General features: G+C 41.5%; 17 protein-coding genes. 6 read left to right on the top strand and 11 right to left on the bottom strand.

What is annotated here, in order from left to right; all coding sequences use genetic code 11:
* Positions 1-9: 9 nt before the first annotated feature.
* Both CJ483_RS19765 and CJ483_RS19760 read right to left on the bottom strand, forming a co-directional pair.
* Positions 10-768, bottom strand: coding sequence for an ABC transporter permease (locus tag CJ483_RS19765; protein ID WP_120036885.1), 759 nt, complete (start codon positions 766-768; stop codon positions 10-12).
* The gene (locus tag CJ483_RS19760; RefSeq protein WP_120036883.1) at positions 752-1537 is read right to left on the bottom strand and encodes an ABC transporter ATP-binding protein; all 786 of its coding nucleotides are present in this window, start codon (positions 1535-1537) and stop codon (positions 752-754) included. Before CJ483_RS19760 ends, CJ483_RS19765 begins: the two co-directional genes overlap by 17 nt.
* Before the next feature lie 224 nt (positions 1538-1761).
* Here CJ483_RS19760 and CJ483_RS19755 point away from each other — a divergent pair, with 224 nt between their 5' ends.
* Positions 1762-3018, top strand: a complete 1257-nt coding sequence (locus CJ483_RS19755; protein WP_120036881.1) for an NAD(P)-dependent malic enzyme — start codon at positions 1762-1764, stop codon at positions 3016-3018.
* Between the two features lie 535 nt (positions 3019-3553).
* Here CJ483_RS19755 and CJ483_RS19745 read toward each other — a convergent pair.
* A complete protein-coding gene (locus CJ483_RS19745) occupies positions 3554-4363 on the bottom strand; it encodes a pirin family protein (protein WP_120036878.1) in 810 nt (269 codons plus the stop codon).
* A 56-nt stretch (positions 4364-4419) separates the two neighbouring features.
* Complete coding sequence (locus CJ483_RS19740) at positions 4420-5259, bottom strand: TetR/AcrR family transcriptional regulator (RefSeq protein WP_120036876.1); 840 nt, start codon at positions 5257-5259, stop codon at positions 4420-4422.
* A 185-nt stretch (positions 5260-5444) separates the two neighbouring features.
* Between CJ483_RS19740 and CJ483_RS19735 the strand changes: the two genes are divergently transcribed.
* Entirely contained in the window at positions 5445-6941 is a 1497-nt protein-coding gene (locus CJ483_RS19735) for a DHA2 family efflux MFS transporter permease subunit (RefSeq protein ID WP_120036874.1), read from the top strand.
* Between the two features lie 76 nt (positions 6942-7017).
* On the opposite strand, the gene CJ483_RS19730 is transcribed toward CJ483_RS19735, so the two are convergent.
* From CJ483_RS19730 to CJ483_RS19720, 3 genes are all read right to left on the bottom strand, one after another.
* Positions 7018-7788 (bottom strand): IclR family transcriptional regulator, encoded by a 771-nt coding sequence (locus CJ483_RS19730; protein WP_120036872.1) that lies wholly within the window; start codon positions 7786-7788, stop codon positions 7018-7020.
* 120 nt (positions 7789-7908) lie between these two features.
* Positions 7909-10086: a malate synthase G gene (locus tag CJ483_RS19725; RefSeq protein WP_120036870.1), complete on the bottom strand. Its 2178-nt coding sequence runs from the start codon at positions 10084-10086 to the stop codon at positions 7909-7911.
* 250 nt (positions 10087-10336) lie between these two features.
* Positions 10337-11575, bottom strand: a complete 1239-nt coding sequence (locus tag CJ483_RS19720) for a helix-turn-helix domain-containing protein (RefSeq protein ID WP_120036869.1) — start codon at positions 11573-11575, stop codon at positions 10337-10339.
* Between the two features lie 135 nt (positions 11576-11710).
* On the opposite strand from CJ483_RS19720, the gene CJ483_RS25200 reads away from it, so the two are divergent.
* The 3 genes from CJ483_RS25200 to CJ483_RS19710 are packed head-to-tail and all read left to right on the top strand — an operon-like array spanning position 11711 to position 13646.
* Entirely contained in the window at positions 11711-11941 is a 231-nt protein-coding gene (locus CJ483_RS25200) for a hypothetical protein (protein ID WP_259455728.1), read from the top strand.
* Positions 11920-12081: a hypothetical protein gene (locus CJ483_RS25195; protein ID WP_259455727.1), complete on the top strand. Its 162-nt coding sequence runs from the start codon at positions 11920-11922 to the stop codon at positions 12079-12081. The genes CJ483_RS25200 and CJ483_RS25195 overlap by 22 nt, the downstream gene beginning before the upstream one ends.
* Entirely contained in the window at positions 12078-13646 is a 1569-nt protein-coding gene (locus CJ483_RS19710) for a sodium/solute symporter (RefSeq protein ID WP_120036867.1), read from the top strand. The genes CJ483_RS25195 and CJ483_RS19710 overlap by 4 nt, the downstream gene beginning before the upstream one ends.
* A 69-nt stretch (positions 13647-13715) precedes the next feature.
* Here the strand turns inward: CJ483_RS19710 and CJ483_RS24670 are convergent, their stop codons facing one another.
* Positions 13716-13880, bottom strand: a complete 165-nt coding sequence (locus tag CJ483_RS24670) for a hypothetical protein (RefSeq protein WP_182917114.1) — start codon at positions 13878-13880, stop codon at positions 13716-13718.
* Between the two features lie 2 nt (positions 13881-13882).
* The gene (locus CJ483_RS19705) at positions 13883-14650 is read right to left on the bottom strand and encodes a TraR/DksA C4-type zinc finger protein (protein WP_120036865.1); all 768 of its coding nucleotides are present in this window, start codon (positions 14648-14650) and stop codon (positions 13883-13885) included.
* A 162-nt stretch (positions 14651-14812) separates the two neighbouring features.
* Here CJ483_RS19705 and CJ483_RS19700 point away from each other — a divergent pair, with 162 nt between their 5' ends.
* Entirely contained in the window at positions 14813-15442 is a 630-nt protein-coding gene (locus tag CJ483_RS19700; RefSeq protein ID WP_182917113.1) for a YqjF family protein, read from the top strand.
* Positions 15443-15580: 138 nt separating this feature from the next.
* Here the strand turns inward: CJ483_RS19700 and CJ483_RS19695 are convergent, their stop codons facing one another.
* Both CJ483_RS19695 and CJ483_RS24260 read right to left on the bottom strand, forming a co-directional pair.
* Positions 15581-16759, bottom strand: coding sequence for a PAS domain-containing sensor histidine kinase (locus CJ483_RS19695; protein ID WP_120036861.1), 1179 nt, complete (start codon positions 16757-16759; stop codon positions 15581-15583).
* Entirely contained in the window at positions 16702-17394 is a 693-nt protein-coding gene (locus CJ483_RS24260) for a PAS domain S-box protein (protein WP_142927244.1), read from the bottom strand. The genes CJ483_RS19695 and CJ483_RS24260 overlap by 58 nt, the downstream gene beginning before the upstream one ends.
* Positions 17395-17529 lie beyond the last annotated feature (135 nt).

Genomic DNA, 17529 nt, shown 5'->3' with positions numbered 1-17529 from the left:
CTAAGAATGTTAATTTGTTTCAAGCCCCCAGCGCCGCATAACATTTTTCTCTACTCTTTGGAAAAACGCATAATCTACGATGCTTCCGATAATACCAATCAAAATCATGACAGCAATAACCAGGCTCATGTCTCCAAAATCAGAAGCATATTTTAGTGTGTATCCTAATCCTGGTCCTGTGCTCAAAATTTCAGCAGCCATTAGAGCGCGCCATGCAAACGCCCATGCTAGCCGAACCCCTGTAACCGCATAAGGGATGGCCGCTGGAAAAATAACTCTTATGAATAAATCGATTCCTCTTGAGCCCATTGTTTGTGCAGCCCGAATATAGAGCGGAGCCACACTTTTGATTCCCATTCGCATATTAATTGTCATAACGAGCGTTCCGCCAAGAACAACAATGAAAATAACGGATTTTTCATTCAATCCAAACCACATAATAGCAAGCGGCAGCCAGACAATACTCGGTACGCTTTGAAGAGCTAAAATAAGTGAACCGAGTGTTTCATCAGCAGTTTTTGATTTGGCAAGCAAAATACCGATGCCCACTCCCAGTACTAAAGAAATAAGCAGGCCGACGAACAAGCGCTCAAAGCTGGCAACTAAGTCAAAAATCAAAGTTTTATCTTCAAAGCCGCGGACAAGTGCCTGCCAAACATCCGTCGGCTTCGGCATTACATCCGGTGTCCAGCCGCCAGCTCGCACAATTCCTTCCCAGGCAATAAACAATACAATAAAAAAAACAAGCTGTTTAATGACTCGCTGCATAGGCCAGTTCCTCTTTTACTACTTTATCGATTTCATTTTTCAACAACAGGCTAATTTGCTTTTCAAGCTGGATAACTTCTTTCTGATCAAATTTCCGTGGCCTTGGTATATCCACTGGAATGTCAGCAATGATCGTCCCCGGCTGTGTTCCCATAACAATAATGCGGTCAGATAGCTTAATAGATTCAGAGATGCTATGGGTAACAAATAGAATTGTTTTTTGTGTTTCTGTCCAAATCTTTTCAAGCTCTGCATGCATGCGTGCCCTTGTCTGTTCATCCAATGCACCAAACGGCTCATCCATAAGCAATACTTTTGGATTCATGGCAAGTGCCCGGGCAATCGCTACCCGCTGCTGCATTCCTCCCGACAGTTCATGTGGATAATGACCAGCATAATGGGAAAGTTGGACCATTTGCAAAAACTGGCGAGCTGTTTCTTTCGCTTCTTTTTTATTCATTTCTTTTTTAAGAGGGAACATGACATTTTCCTCAACATTCAGCCAAGGAAATAAAGCTGCCTGCTGGAACACCATGCCTCTGTCTTTTCCAGGTTTTTTGATTGTTTTTCCCTCGAGCTTAATTTCACCGGATGAAGCTTCACTTAATCCTGCGACCATAGATAATAATGTTGATTTTCCGCAGCCGGAAGGCCCAAGTATCGAAACAAATTCACCCTCATTTATTACAGCGCTCACATCAACTAATACATCATTTGTAACTTTATTATTCGTAAACTGTTTATTGACATGATCTATGTGTAAAAACATGTAATCACCATCTTTTTTATTAATCATATTTATCTAATCGGATTTATTTGTATTATATACTTTATGCTTGGAAAGTCAATTGTTTACTAAAAATTTTTTCTTTTAGTTAATTAAATTTTCTGATTCTTCTGTTGATTATCTTTTTAGGATGTTATAGAATTAAAAACATTACTTCGTAGCGTAACTGTAGCATGAGCGTGATTAATTAAGGAGAAGAGGAGATTATGAAAAACTTAAAACAAGAAGCACTGGAAATTCACCGAAGCCACCAAGGAAAGCTAGAAACAAAGGCTAAATTAAATGTTAAAAATTTAAAAGATTTAAGCCTGGTTTACTCTCCTGGAGTCGCCGAGCCTTGTCTCGCCATTCAAGCAAACAGCGAAAAGATTTATGATTATACAATGAAAGCGAATACTGTAGCTGTCATTTCTGACGGCACTTCCGTATTAGGGCTTGGAGATATTGGAGCAGACGCCTCTTTGCCGGTTATGGAAGGCAAAGCGATTCTGCTGAAAAACTTTGCCGGTGTGGATGCTTTTCCTCTCTGCCTTGATACGAAAGATCCCGAAGAAGTCATTAAAACTGTTAAGTTACTCACTTCATCTTTTGGAGGAATTAATCTGGAAGATATAAAAGCACCCCACTGCTTTTTTATCGAACAGCGCTTAAAGGCAGAACTGGACATTCCTGTTTTTCACGATGACCAGCATGGTACAGCGATCGTCACACTGGCTGGTTTGATTAACGCCCTTAAACTTGTGAATAAGACTTTCGATGAAATAAAAATTGTTATTAATGGGGCAGGTGCAGCTGGCATCGCCATTGCAAAGCTTCTAAATAATTTCGGTGTAAAAGAAATCATCATGTGCGATACAAAAGGAGCTATTTATCAAGGCCGCCCATGCGGAATGAATCCGATCAAAGAGGATGTCGCCTCCTTTACAAATGCCAAAAAGGCAGAAGGACCGTTAGAAGAGATCGTGAAAAATAGTGATGTTTTTATCGGTGTCTCTGCTCCTGGGGTATTAACACCTGAAATGGTTCGTACGATGGAAAGAGATCCAATTGTTTTTGCGATGGCTAATCCTAATCCAGAAATTACTCCTGCTGAAGCAAAAGCAGCCGGTGTAGCGGTGATCGGTACAGGCCGATCAGATTTCCCTAACCAGGTAAACAACGTTCTTGCTTTTCCAGGGATTTTCAGAGGGGCGCTTGATACGAGAGCCTCAGACATCAATGAAGAGATGAAAGCAGCTGCTGCCTACGCTATTGCTTCTCTTGTTTCCGAACAAGAACTGTCAGCAGATTATATTATTCCTTCTCCTTTTGATGCACGTGTCGCTCCTGAAGTGGCTGCCGCTGTGGCACAAGCTGCCATCAGTTCAGGTATTGCCCGTAAACATATTGATATTGATTCCTTACGCACTAAAACGTACCAGCTTTCGGCGATTCAAGTAGAGCCGGCCGAAGTTGTTTTTTAACTCTATACGCTCAACCCGGCAAAACATTCGTGAGCCACTATATAGGCAGAAGCTGAAAAGAAGAAATGGTATTTGTCTAAGAAAGTGCATAAAAAAGAGAAGCACCGAGGTGCTTCTCTTTTTTGTTATTTCCTTATACTGATAACAGCCCATAATACGGTCATTCTTTTACTTGTCACGATGTTTTTTATTGAAAGTGTGGCTCATCTAACTGCTGCTTAATGGTTGAACGCTTACATTTCAGTGTTTCTGAATCTTCCCTAATGAAAGATTTTAGGTCCACAGTATGATGGGCTGTTCTTTCCCCTGCAACGGTAAGGCCTTTCCTCTTTAGATCCCCTCTTATTATAAGGCTCTCCATGAATATATCAACTATCATTAACATTGCCTTATGAAAATCTATACCATTTATTAATTTTCTTCTGTCCCCTCCACTGTTTACAGTACACCCAAAAACCGAACTCACTTTTTTACTGCGTTCTTTCGGTTCTTCCTTTTATAATGGCTTACTTATTACCTCTATCAACAAGCCTCTTTATTTCGCCTCAGGCCCAAACTTTCCTTCCTGAAAATCTTGAAGAGCCTGACGAATTTCCTCACGGGAATTCATCACAAACGGCCCATAGGATACGATAGGATCTCCTTGCGCCTGGCCAGAATAAATGAGCACTTTTGTGCGTTCTGCTGACTCCATACGGAAGGACGAACCTTTTGTTAAAGTAGCAGCATATCCTTGCTCAAGAATGACGCTGGTTTCACCAAATGCTGCCCGTCCGGCAAGAACGTATATAAAGGCAGTGTCATCGATCGGCAATTCGTGAATGTATGTCTCCTTTGCCGGAAGCAAAATTTCAGCCATCGAAAAAGGAACGAGCGGCTTCATCGGTCCTCCTTCACCGGCAAACACACGCACCATTGCAGAACCTACTTTTTTTACGGGAACATCCTCTGCGTAAATGTCCTGGTAAAAAGGAGTGGAGTTTTTCAGCTTAGCCGGTAAGTTGAGCCATAGCTGAAGGGAGTGAACAATGTCATCATCTACTGCTTCTTCAGCATGCCGAGCTCCAGCGCCTGCGTTCATATATTGTACATCACCTGGCCCAAGAATGCCTCTTCCACCTTTATTATCTATATGTTCAAGTCGGCCATCCATTACATATGTCACAGTTTGAAAGCCTTTATGGGGATGGTCAGCAAACGTTCCTCGTTTAAACCAATCTTCGGCCAGCATGATAAACGGATCTAATTCATGCATTTTCTCCGGCGGCAGAACAAAAGCCTGCTGAATATGAGGAAATCCTCTCTCATTAAACTTTACCTTCCATGAGTCAAGTATGCTGCGCATGATACATTCCCTTCCTTTGCTTTATTTTAATATAGAAAGTTACTCACGCTAGACATTTAGCTTTTTAAATATTGAGCAATCAGATCGTCCAGTTCTTCCCTGTCATCAATTGCCCGGACCACAGCTTCTATAATAGCAATGCGAGGCTCTGTGCTACTTATTTCATTCTGCAAAAAAGTCAGAAGCTCACTTTGATTAGGACTGGCTTCTTTTTGCAAAGAGCTGATTTCTTGCATAATGGCACTTTTCTTCTTTTCCTTGGATAACGTAGATTCAGGAAACCATTTTTCAAGAAATCGCGCCCCAAGGAGAATATCTTTATTTCTTTGCACATCTTCTACCGCCGTATCCATTCGGCGCAGCCCATAAGCAATGATTCTTTTCAGATCTATCGTTTCTTTTTCCGTAACCATTGATAAATGAATGAATTGTTGAATAGTCCCCAAAAAAACAAGCGTAAGATCCAAAGAGTACGGCTTTGCCTGCTCGCCATAAAGCTCAATAATACGGCCTTGCATCCACTTCAATTCTTCTAAGTAATGCTGCTTGACAAGCTGTTTGAGTTCTTCTTCTTCAGAGGCAAATACCCCTTGAAACAAGGCAAACAAATTATTTCTTTTATTAACCTCCATCGTCATAGCCAGCTGATCACTGAACCCTTCACGATCAGCTACTGGCCGACCGGCAAGCACGGCTGTTCTCTGCTTTTTTATTTCTGACTTAATGTTCTCGAAAATATTAATTAATAATTCACTTTTAGAAGAAAAATAATTGTAAAAAGTTCCCTTAGATATATGGCTTTCATCTAAAATATCTTGAATGGAAGTAGCGGCAAACCCTTTTTCTACAAAAAGAGAGTGCGCTGCCATCATAACCTGGCGTTTACGATTGTTCATTTCATCACCTGAATGTTATTGTTTATACTGCCTGTACAAGTTAATCGTAGCTCATATTGTTATAAGAATCAAACTTATGAACAAAACGATATTTTTTTATTGATTTTTTTATACCATCGGTATATGATTAAAAATTGTTAGAACTAGAGTTCAAAAACTATACACCTTGTATGGGAGGAATTTATATGAATACACAAGGAGCTGTAGAAAAGCCGCCTTATGGCATGATTGCGATTTTATTTATCGGGGCCTTTGTTTCTATTTTAAATGAAACTCTTTTAAATGTAGCTCTTCCATCTATCATGAAGGAATTCGATGCATCTGCATCAGCTGTACAATGGCTGACAACCGGTTATATGCTAATTAACGGTGTGTTAATTCCCGCCAGTGCTTTTTTTATTCAGAAGTTTACAAATAGAAAACTGTTTATTTTGGCCATGAGCCTGTTTACAGCCGGAACATTGCTCGCCGCTTTCTCTCCGTCGCTCAGCATACTTCTTGCTGCCCGAATGATCCAAGCAGCTGGCTCTGCTATCATGATGCCGCTTTTAATGAATGTGATGCTTTTTAGTTTTCCGGTCGAGCGCCGCGGCGCTGCAATGGGACTGTTTGGCCTCGTCATGATTACCGCGCCGGCCATCGGACCTACATTATCCGGTTGGCTTATTGAGCATTATTCATGGCGCACATTATTTGATGTCGTTCTTCCGATCGCAGCCATTACACTTTTGCTTGCTATCTTTAAATTGAAAAACATTACACCGCAGCGTGATATCAAACTTGATATTCTTTCACTCATTTTATCAAGCATCGGTTTTGGCGGCCTGCTGTACGGTTTCAGCTCTGCAGGAGAAAAAGGCTGGGACTCCGTATATGTATATATCCCGATTGCTGTGGGCTTCATTAGCCTATTGTTATTTATTATCCGCCAGCTTCGCTTGGATGAACCGCTTTTAGAATTTCGAATCTATCGCTATCCGATGTTCGCACTTTCTTCGGCTATATCGGTGGTCTTAGCTATGGCCATGTTTTCTGCTATGTTGTTAATGCCTATCTATGTGCAATCTTTACGTGGCATTTCTCCGCTTCATTCGGGACTATTAATGTTGCCTGGGGCACTTGTTATGGGTGTTATGTCACCGATTACCGGCAAGCTGTTTGACAAATTCGGCGCCCGTATTCTGTCTGTTATTGGTTTGATCGTTACGATTTATACAACACACTTGTTCAGTGACTTAACACTCGAAACATCTTATGGCTATTTAATGATGCTATATACATTGCGCATGTTCGGAATGTCCATGGTTATGATGCCTGTCATGACAAACGGCTTAAACCAGCTGCCTCAAAGCATGAATCCGCACGGTACAGCGATGAACAATACGCTTCAACAGGTTTCAGGTGCGGTTGGCTCTGCTTTTCTCGTCACTTTGATGCAAAATCGCACAGAATCGGAAGCAGAAAAATTGGCTGATGCCGCAGCGAAAAATTTAACTGCCGGTGCCCAGCCTGACCCTGCTCAAATGGCTGAGATGAAGACACATATTATGAATGAAGCCATGCTTAACGGCATTAATTTCTCTTTTTCAGTATCTGTTTATATTGCCCTCATTGCTCTCATTCTCTCTTTCTTTATAAAACGTGTTAAACCGGCAAAAGAGCTTGGCGCAGCAGATCGCTGATTTGAAATATAGCTGTTTAATAAAAAAGCAAACAGGGCATCTGGAAATCTAAGTTTCCGGATGCCCTGTTTTTAACTTATTGGCCCTTATAACCAAGCCGTTTTGAGATGGCTTGTCCTGCTTGAATCATCCGGCTACTTAACGAGCGCATTCTTTCATCGGTCATTCGCAACGTCGGGCCAGAGATGCTTACCGCTGCCGCTACACTGCCTGTATGATCAAATACAGGAGCAGCTATGCAGCGAATCCCTATCTCATTTTCCTCAAGGTCCAGCGCATAGCCGTTCTCTTTCACTTTAGACAGCTCTTCTAGAAAAGCGTCCTTCTCCACAATGGTAGAAGGTGTATGGGCTGGCAGGCCCTTTCTTTCCATAATAGCGAGCACATCTGCCGCAGATAAATGAGAAAGAATGGCTTTGCCGACTGACGTGCAATGAACAGGCGCTCGTTTTCCGACCTTTGAATGCATGCGCAACGTTTCGTTGCCATCAAGCTTTTCAATATATACTACTTCTCCTTGGTCATAAACAACAAGATGAACGACTTCATTTGTTTCATACTCAAGTTCTTTCAGTACAGGCTGCGCTTCAGTCCGGACGTCAAGAGAGTCGAGCAATTTGGAGCTAATATCAAGAAACATATAACCGATCCGGTATTTTCCTGTGGTCTCATTCTGTTCAATATAACCGTACTGACTCAACGTAGCCAATATACGAAACACTGAACTTTTGTTGATATCCATTTGTCTGGAAATCTCTGTTACACCGAGCCCTTGTCTGGAATCGCCTACAAGTTTGATAATATCAAGCGCCCGTGCAACTGACTTCACCATATTATCCCTTTCCAATTGACAGGCCCCTTTCAATGAAAATAAATAATTTTATTTATCGCCGAAGAGGCTAGCCTCCAATCGGCCAGCCTCTTTGTATTATCTCTTATTAGAAAAAAATAATAAACCCTACAGACTTTATTGAGTAACACTGTATTTCTCTTTTGCCTCAAGACGCCGTTTATGCAGAATGGGCTCTGTGTATCCATTCGGCTGTTCACATCCTTTAAATACAAGTTCACATGCAGCCTGGAATGCCACCGACTCTTCGTAATCCGGTGCCATTGGACGATATTCCTCATCTCCTGCATTCTGTTCATCCACTACTTTTGCCATCCGCTTCATCGTTTCCATCACCTGCTCTTCCGTACAGATGCCATGGCGCAGCCAATTAGCAATGTGCTGGCTGGAAATGCGAAGGGTCGCCCGATCTTCCATTAGGCCAACATTGCTAATATCTGGCACTTTTGAACAGCCAACGCCTTGCTCTACCCAGCGGACAACATAGCCGAGGATGCCTTGTGCATTGTTATCCATCTCCCGCTGAATCTCTTCCTTACTCCAGCTTGCCTTCTTTTCGAGCGGGATTTGCAAAATCTCGTCTGTGTACTCTTGTTTATTTTGTTTCACTTCATTTTGTACCTGCTGGACATTTACCTGGTGATAATGAAGAGCATGAAGAACAGCAGCAGTCGGTGATGGCACCCATGCCGTATTAGCTCCCGCTTTGACATGGCCAATTTTCTGCTCCAGCATAGCTGCCATCATATCCGGCATTGCCCACATTCCTTTACCTATTTGAGCATGCCCCTGCAAACCTGTTTCCAGTCCGGCAGCAACATTTGACTTTTCATAAGCCGTCAGCCAGACAGAGGATTTTATATCCCCTTTGCGAATAACAGGTCCTGCTTCCATAGACGTGTGTATCTCGTCTCCAGTTCTGTCAAGGAAGCCTGTGTTAATGAAAGCAATCCGCTCTTTAGAGGCCCGAATGCAGTTTTTCAGATTAAGAGACGTCCGGCGTTCTTCGTCCATTACACCAATTTTTAATGTATTTCGTTGTAAGCCCAATAAATTCTCGATCCGGTCGAACAATTCACAAGCAAACGCTACTTCCTCCGATCCATGCATTTTTGGCTTGACTATATAAATCGACCCTTGGCGCGAATTGGCAAGCTTTGAACCGCCAGAAATCGAATGCTTAGCAATAGCACTTGTAACGACCCCGTCCAAAATGCCTTCAAATACCTCCTCTCCATTTTCATCCAGAACGGCATTGATGGTCATTAGATGACCGACGTTGCGAACGAACATCAAGGAGCGGCCAGGCAATTTTAACGTACTTCCGTCCAATGCTGTATAGCAGCGGTCCTCATTCATCCGGCGGGTGATGGTTTTTCCGTTTTTCTTGAATGAAGCACTCAAATTCCCTTTGATTAATCCAAGCCAATTGCGGTAAACAAGCACTTTATCTTCCGCATCCACAGCAGTCACCGAATCTTCACAATCCATAATGGTTGAAAGCGCAGCCTCCATTAGTACGTCTTTCACTCCCGCTGCATCCGTTCTTCCAATTGGATCATTTTTGTCGATTTGGATTTCCAAATGGATACCGTTATTTTTCAGAAGGACAGCAGAAGGAGCTCCCGCTTCTCCACAAAAGCCTTGCAGCTGTTCTTTGTGTTTTAACCTCGTTTGTCCGCCGCTCTCTAGTGTAACGATTAATTCTCCACCTTCAATGGCGTATTTTACACTCTCTTTGTGGGAACCTTTTTCAAGCGGCACCGCCTGATCAAGAAAATCCCGTGCAAAAGCGATCACTCTTTCTCCCCGTATAGGATTGTAACCCCCGGTTTTCTCAGCGCCGTCTGTCTCGGGAATAGCGTCTGTTCCATAGAGCGCATCGTATAAGCTTCCCCATCGGGCATTAGCCGCGTTGATTGCATAGCGGGCGTTATTCACCGGTACAACGAGCTGAGGACCAGCCTGCAAGGCAATTTCTTCATCCACATTTTCTGTCGATACTTCAAAATCTTCTCCCTCCGGCTCTATGTAACCAATTTCTTGTAAAAAGGATTTGTATTGATTAAAATCAAATAAATTTTCCCTGTGCCATTTATCAATTTTTTCCTGAAGTTCATCGCGTTTTTTTAACAGTTGACGATTTTTGGGTGTTAATTCAGCGACAATGGCGCTAAATCCGTCCCAGAATTGCTCCTTTTCTATGTCTGTTCCCGGCAATACCTCATTATTAATAAACTGAAGCAATTGCTGATCAACTTGTAAAGTCCCTGCTTTTACATAATTCATTTTCATCCCGCCCTTTGTTTCTTATTACGCAACAGCGTTTCTTAAATATCTAAAAAAAGATTAACACAAAAGTCTGAAAATTACAATTAGTTATTTTGAAAATCAGAATCGGGTGAGTAATCATGCTTGATGATAAGACACTAAAAAGCCATCGTTTTTATTAACGATGGCTTCCAACCATAAAATCTTATCGTACTGCTAAAATACCCGCTAGAAGGCTCTATTAAACAACAAATCATAAACCGACTGGTTGGTTTTAAACGAAAACAATCTCCTTCGTCATTCTAAATTCTCTTGGAGTAGCTCCAACAAACTTCTTAAAAGTTGAACTAAAATAATTAGGGGTATTAAAGCCGGTTAAATCAGCAATCTCTTCTATTGTATAATTGGTTTGCCTCAGCATTCGCACTCCATTTCTTAGTCTCACGAAGGTAACGTACTCTGAAAAAGTATTACCTGTTTCTTTTTTAAATAGCCGAATAAAGTGGGAATAGCTCAAATTGACATGCTTCGCTACATCTCTTGCCGTCATCTCTTCTCCAAAACGATTATGAATGAATTGTGTGCTTTTTTTGATATCCTCCTCTGTAGATATCTCTTCGTAATAGCGGAGGGAAACTTCGCGAAAGGGCGGCAGGCTTCTCGCAAGTTCTGCTTCTTTAAAGGAATGATGGAGAAGATGAGGATCATTATATAGAGAACCGACCCCTATATAGATTTGAATTCGGTGCTGTATCAGCAGATTCTTTATAATCTTCTCAAATATTATCCTTCCTTCATCCCAGTCCTTCAAAGAACAAACACTTTCCGGCTGTCGAAACAAAACAAGCATAGATTTACGAAAAGGAATGAAATACAGGCGAGAGACTCTGCCTGCGAACGCTTTGTTAAAATACGAGCAAATCAGCTGAGCTGAGAGGTTTTCATCAGCGGGAGTACAATCTAGATGAGAAAACCCCTCAACATAACAAACGGCATTTGGGAAAGTATTCTCTTTAAAAACGGACAGAGCATCTATCATTATGTTTTCCTGTTGAATGTTTTGGTGCAAGAGTTGTCTTAGCACGTAATTTTCCAGCGATTCGTTCTTCTCTCCATCGTACGCAGGAATCACTTTCTTTCCTTCCAACTGAAAAAACACAGCCGGCTTTTTTTTCAACAGCCTTAACACATCATCTATGCTGCGGATAAAAGCAGATTTTTTCATAGGATGCAGGAGGAGAGAATGAACTTGCAGCTTGAGGGCTAATGGTGAGGTATGATAGTAGTTTCGATCTAAAAGTACTATGTAAAAACAGTTTTGGCGCTTCATTAAACGGGATACTTTCAACCAATCGCTTAATTCACTTATTTGGCAAACTTTGATATGGGCTTCTTCATCATTACAGAATGGGCTCTGAATAAAAAATTGCTGTTCGTATTTTTCGTCAATCCACTTTTTTAACAAGGCATAAGATGTTGGTTTAACATTCTTCAGACAAACCGTGTATTTCATTCGCTACCTCCTTTCCTCCCATATTTTAACATCCGCATTTAGCTAAAACAAGCAATTTTTTATAATATTCAGACATTATTTTGTAAGGGCTTACACTTCCTCGCTTAGTATACTAGTGGTAAGGAGGGATGGCTCTTGAAAAAAGAATATGAGATGACAGACCGTTCAATGGGAACCATTGATGTAGACAACCTTCAGCCGCTTGATAAAGAAACTCGACACATCATGAAATCTGAACTTCAAACAGGAATAGGACTTTCAACGGCTTACTATGCTTTTATTTTTTTATACCGGTCATTAACTGGTATGCAGAGGATTTCGCCTTCAGCAAATTTTGGGGCGGCATGTCTGTTACATGGTTTCTGACTACTATCGTTGGAATGGTGATGGCCTTTGTGATCGCTTATGTTCATACAAAACGCTATGAAAAAAGACTGGCCCGCTATGATACATCTTCAGAATTACAGAAGGAAAAGGCAGATAATAAAGGAGGAAATAGCGCATGATGGAAGCACTATTGGAACCAAAGTATTTTTTCACCTTCCTCTTAATGGGTACGATTGTCTACATTACTTATTTATCGAAGAAAAATTCTAATGCCAGCGAATTCTTCGTCGGTGGGCGTTCGTTCGGCTGGTTTACAAATGGTTCAGCTATAGCAGGGGACTATTTGAGTGCAGCCACCTTCCTCGGGCTCGCCGGTTTGACCTTCTCCATTGGTTATGACGGGGCTTTTTATACGTTCAGCTTTTCCATTGGTTTAACGTTGCTCGCTATTTTTGTTGCAGGTCCGCTTAGACGTTTCGGTGCTTACACGGTAGCAGATTTTGTGGCTTACCGTTTTCACAGCAAACGTGCCCGGTTGGTAGCTGTGCTCGTCGTTCTGTCTATTTCTGGCTTTTATGCTGCTCCTCAGCTGCTCGGTGCAGCACAGATTTTAAGCATGTTCTTTGGCACTTCCTATGAATTCGGCATTATTTTCACATGTGCTGTAATGATCCTGTATGTCGGGGTCGGCGGTATGAAAGGAACTACTTTAAATCAGGCTCTTGAGCTTTGGATCCGCCTCGGTGCCTTCATTTTAATGGTCGGTGCAGCTATTTATGGCGGTTTGCATTATGATAAAATTCTTTCTGCTATTACAAACTTCAGCGGCTCAGTAGCCAATACGGCTGCTTTCACTGAAGATGGAAAAGAGGTGGTGGCTAACGGAGAAGCATGGGCAACTTCTGGAGTATTAACACCTAATTTTCTGCATACCGTCTCCTTAATTGTCGGCCTGTCACTTGGAACCATCGGACTTCCTCACATTTTATTACGCTTTTATACAAATCCTAGTGCAAAAGCAGCACGTAAATCGGCTTTAATGGCTATTGGAATTGCCAGTGTCTTTTTTTTATTCGCTGTCTACTTGGGGGTTGTCGGCCGAGCCCTTTTCCTCGAAGGAAATTTAAATGCTGAAGTAATGAAAAACCTTGTCACCGGTGGAGACAATATGGTCGTTCCTTCCATTGCAGAAGTGCTCGGGGGCAAATGGCTGCTCGGCCTTGTAATTGCAGGAGCATTTGCGGCTATTTTTTCTAATCTTTCCGGATTATTTATTGCTAGCTCTGGCGCTTTAGCCCATGATCTATACGCTTCCTTCTCTAAGAAAGAACTGTCACAGAAACAGCGCGTAACAGCTGGAAAAATCGCTATTTTAATTCTTGGCGTTTTATATGGGGTGCTTGGCCTATTAGTAAAGGAAGCCTCTATTGGCCACCTTGTTGCTCTCGCTTTCACAGTAGCAGCTAGCACTTTTACACCGATTTTTTTGTTTGGAATCTGGTGGAGGGGCATGACAGAAAAGGGAGCGATTGCTGGTCTCCTTGTTGGATTGGCTGTTTCCATGATTATGATCTTCTGCTCCCCTATTCTTCCTGAGGCTTTACAATTTAAGGTACCAGGGATTATCACAGTGCCGATTGGCTTCCTAACAGTATACGTCGTTTCAAAATTCGATCGGAAAGTTCCTGCCGATGTGAATGCCTTTATGAAAAAAGTCCACTCAAAGGAAAGTGAAGTCGCTTAAATTGGAAAACACAAAGGACTGTCCATCCCTGCATCTATCTTACTGTTTTCTGGACAGTCCTGTTATTGTTTACTCTTTTCCAATCTCTCTGCCCGTAGCACCAGGCGCCATGTCTGTGTTTCCTTGGCCATTGGCATCTTCATCATTGATTGTCGGCCTTTTCTTTGTGCTACCGACATATACAGATTTGTGTTTTGCTTGCTGCTTTCTAAATGATTCAAAATCCCAGTTCATCGTTATTCCCTCTCCTCTCTTTCTTCTACGTAAGGATCATGTTCAAATGCTGGCAAGTCACCAAAGGTCGTCATGATTCCTTCCTCATCTAAATCTTCCTCATATTTTTCATGTTGCTCATTGGGATAAATGATAATATCCCTTCCGTTAATATCTACACCGACGAAGTTTTCATAATCCTCTACGTAGCCAACATTTTCATCCGATTCGATATACATATCATTGTAATGATCAGGCGGATCGATGAAATCGGACGGAGATTCAGATGTCCCCCATCTGGCCACGTCCTGCCACGCATCCTCTGCATCAAAAACAACCGATTCATCCGCACTATCATCGAAGTCAAACTTACCAAATGGTGGCATAAGCACTCCTTCTTCTACTGGACGGTCATGGGATATGATTTTATTCTGTGAATGATCAATACAGTAAGCCGTGGCAGGGAGTGCTTCAAGACGCTCTAGCGGAATCTCTTCTCCGCAAATCTCACATTTGCCGTATTCGCCACGTTCTATTGCCTCAAGGGCTCTTACCACATTTTTCAATTGGTTTTCTTCATGTTCATTAAGCGCTATATCTTTTTCTCTTTCAAATAATTCCGTTCCTTCATCAGCCGGATGATTATCATAAGAAGACAGCTCGCCCGTTGATTCATGAGAATGAGCTCTTTCCAATCCAAAATGTTCATTTCCCTCAAAGCGCTCTTCCAGCTCTTGCTTTTCTTTTTCCAACTGAAGACGCAGTTTAGATAATTGTTCTGCTGTTAGCATATCGCACCCCCTTCTTTAAAATGTCGACTCATTATGTAGTATGAGTAAAAACAAATAACTTAATCAAAAAGCTGAAGAGAGCGTAAAGGAGAAGCAGCGTTTGAACAATAAAAATAAGGAAATAATAAAGTAAAACACCATTCAATGAAAGGAGAGCTTAATTTGAATGAAGCCTTCCTGCATTTAAAACACCGGCCGCTCCCTCTGCCTCCTTCCCATTGGGTGATGACGCAAACGTGGTCCAACGTATTATTTATGCACTGGCCTATTCATCCAGTCACTATGAAAAACCTGCTCCCTCCTTTTCTTCAGGTTGACTTATATGGAGGCATGGCATGGCTGGGTATCGTTCCATTCCAAGTATCCAGCATGCGTTTTCATGGATTGCCCCCCATTCCGTTGCTGCGTTCTTTTTTGCAACTAAATGTTCGCACATATGTCATGCACAAAGGCGTTCCAGGAGTTTATTTTTTTAATTTGGACGTAAATCATTTGCCTTCTGTTATTGGGGCCCGTCTTTTTTATTCACTGCCTTTTCGCCAATCAAACATGGCAGCCGTTGTAAATAACAGCTGCCATTTTCAAAGTTCTTATTCTGTTGGACAAAACCGGGAAGAGCTTGATGTTTTTACAAGCCTGTGTCTCCCTCTTATTCAGCAGAGAAAGAAACATTTGATTATTGGGCATCGGAGCGCTACTGCCTCTTTACAGAAAGGAGAAATAAGCTGTATCGGGGGATATTCACCATACAAGATGGGCCTTGCAAAAAGCAGAAGTAACAATTTTTCGTAATACGATGGCCTCTTTCCTTACACATCATTATTTTCAGCAGCAGCCTATTCTTCATTTTTCCAAAGAGAAAAAGGCATTTTTTTGGCCTTTGCAAAAGATGTAAGGATAAAAGAAAACATGTACTTGCTCGCCACTTCTTTATGAAAGATTGTAAGCGGAAGGGAGAAGCACACGTGCGGTGGTCCCATCTCCTTCCCTGCTTGTAAAATGAATGGTGCCTTCATGATTTTCAATAATTTTGTAACACATCATTAGCCCCAGCCCTGTTCCTTTTTCTTTGTTTGAATAAAAGGGTTCACCTAAACGTTCTAGACGCTCGATCGGCATGCCAGCCCCTTCATCTCTCACTTCAATCGCTACTTGGCTGTCACTCGTTATGCTGGTAGTTAAATAGATATTTCCTCCTGAAGGCATGGCATCAATGGCATTTTTTATTAAATTTATAATGACTTGTTTGATCTGTTTAGGCTCGCACTGTACAAAAGGAAGATTCTTATCAAAATCCTGATGAATATCCACACTGTATAAAAGCGCTTCCGGTTTCATGAAGACTACAACCTCACTCAGTACTTCATTAATATTACTGAGCTTCATCTGTACATCCTGATGAGGCTTTGCCAGTATTAAAAATTCATTCATAATAAATTCAATTCTTTCTAACTCGGACAAAATAATATCTGTATACTTATTATTCGTTTCTTGAGCGAGCAGCTGCATAAATCCTTTTACAGATGTAAGCGGATTCCTAACCTCATGGGCAATGCCTGCCGCCAGTTGGCCGACCGCGCTTAACTTATCCCACTTCCGGATCATCTGTTCTCTTTTCTTTAATTCGGTAATATCCCTGCTAATGTTAATCCAGCGGTTAATAGTTCCATACTCATCCGCAATCGGTGTCACTTTTGTCGTCATCCACCCTGGCTCTCCTGATTTGTTCTTTAGTACCCGATATTCAAGCTCCTTTGTCCCGTTCGTCGGTTTACAAAAAAATTCAACGACATTTGGCAGGTCTTCCGGGTGACAATTTTCCAATATGATCTCCGGCTTTTCGTACAACGTCTCTATATTAATATTAAAGAACTTTTCGTAGGAAGGACTAATATAGAGAAACTTATTTAACTTCAAATCAAAAAGGCTGATCATTTCAGTAATATTCTCTGTAATATCTAAAAGCAATCTTTCTCGCTCAGCAATGACTTTATTTTGCAGTTCAACAAGCCGCCTTGTTTCATAATACTCAGTTAAGTCTTTCGTTAAAATTAAGCAGAGAAACACACGGCCAGTCCGTTCATAAATAGGAGATATAGTGGCAGACACCGGAAAAGTAGTTCCGTCTCTTTTTTTCTGACTGTTTGAAAGGTAACAGGCTTTTTACTTTTACGCACTTCCTCAATTTTCTCGTGCCATTCATGCCAATGGTCTTTGGGTATAACTGGAGAAGGGCGTCCGATGATCTCCTTTTTTTTCCAGCCATATAGCTGTTCGAATGCTTCATTTATCAAAAGAACTCGCCCGTATAGATCAATGATATATCCCGGGTCCTCTGTATGATTGGCCAGAAAGTACAGCCAGCTGCCCTCATTCTCTTCTTCAATAGGTTCAGCGATCACTCGTATCCATCCTTCCTCTGTTTTCTCCGCTTCTTGCCAAAATAAATGTCCATACCTCCCATTTTTATAAGAATAACGGCTCGTGAAAGGAGTAAATGAAGTGCTTTTCTCTAAAAATAAAAGCCGACTAGCTGCCTCCTCTCGATCTTCTTCATGAATGAAATGGAAAAAGGACTGATTCGTTCTGTCTGAAAGAGAAAGAGCCATCAGCCTTTGAAAAGCTTGATTAGCGTACTTGATATTCCCTTGTTCATCTAGTAAGAGCAATATATTTCTTGCCTTCTCTGCGAACCATTTTACTGTTTTATTCGCAGCAGCCTGTTCTGTACACATTTCATCCATCACCGCTCCCTTTTTCCTTTATTATGTAGGAGTTACTATTCGATATCAGCAAAAATTATTCGACAAAATTATACATAATCCTTTAATTTTTCATATGAAAAATGCTTTGAATAAGAAAATTAATTTTCTTATTCA

It is taken from the genome of Bacillus sp. PK3_68 (assembly GCF_003600835.1).
In the GTDB taxonomy this organism is placed as follows: domain Bacteria; phylum Bacillota; class Bacilli; order Bacillales; family Domibacillaceae; genus Pseudobacillus.
The sequence above is the reverse complement of the archived record's forward strand: the minus strand, read 5'-3'. Positions and strand labels throughout refer to the sequence as shown.